The organism is Paenibacillus sp. OT2-17 (assembly GCF_009827695.1).
In the GTDB taxonomy this organism is placed as follows: domain Bacteria; phylum Bacillota; class Bacilli; order Paenibacillales; family Paenibacillaceae; genus Paenibacillus; species Paenibacillus polymyxa_B.
The window spans coordinates 1-509 of the sequence record NZ_WUDQ01001063.1 but is presented as its reverse complement, the minus strand read 5'-3'; the positions used below and the strand labels follow the sequence as shown (position 1 = coordinate 509).

Here is a 509-nt window from a genome sequence, read left to right as displayed (position 1 = left end):
CGGAGCGTACGCTTCTGGAGGCCGACGTCAGCCGAAAAAAACGCAAGCAGGTTGTAGATAAACTGGCCGCAAGCCTGATCTTGCAAACCTATTTGGACGCACACAGTACAAGGTGAGGGGGATTTCGTAATGGCTGAAAATCAAGTGGGTATGGAAGAAGAGCCGGAAATTATTTATATTGCCGATGACGAGGGCAACGAGGAAGAGTTCGAGGTCATTATGAAGTTTGAGGTAGATGGTTCCGAAGCGAAGTACATGATGGTTGCGCCAGTGGACCCTGAAGCTGATGAGTCCGATGTGTACGCCTTCCGTTACGAGGAAGAAGGCGATGATATTAAATTGTTTGTGATCCAAGACGATGCCGAATGGGAAATCGTCGAAGAGACCTTTAATACATTTGTAGAAGAAGATGAAGAGGAAGACGGGAAATGACGATCTATTCACGTGAAGACCTGAGTTGGACCTCTGATTTGAAGGAAACGTTCGACGGCGATGTAGAGCTGCAGGAT

The 509-nt window shown here is 47.5% G+C and carries 2 protein-coding genes and 1 pseudogene; all 3 read left to right on the top strand.

Going from position 1 to position 509, the window contains the following annotated elements; translation table 11 throughout:
* Positions 1 to 116: Holliday junction resolvase RuvX (gene ruvX, locus GRP75_RS29055; RefSeq protein WP_160791116.1), on the top strand; the 116-nt coding region annotated here is incomplete at its 5' end.
* A gap of 13 nt (positions 117 to 129) precedes the next feature.
* Positions 130 to 432: a DUF1292 domain-containing protein gene (locus GRP75_RS29050; protein WP_023989904.1), complete on the top strand. Its 303-nt coding sequence runs from the start codon at positions 130 to 132 to the stop codon at positions 430 to 432.
* Positions 429 to 509 (top strand): annotated as a pseudogene (locus tag GRP75_RS30620) (DUF1292 domain-containing protein); the annotation flags it as partial. The gene GRP75_RS29050 and the pseudogene GRP75_RS30620, both read left to right, overlap by 4 nt.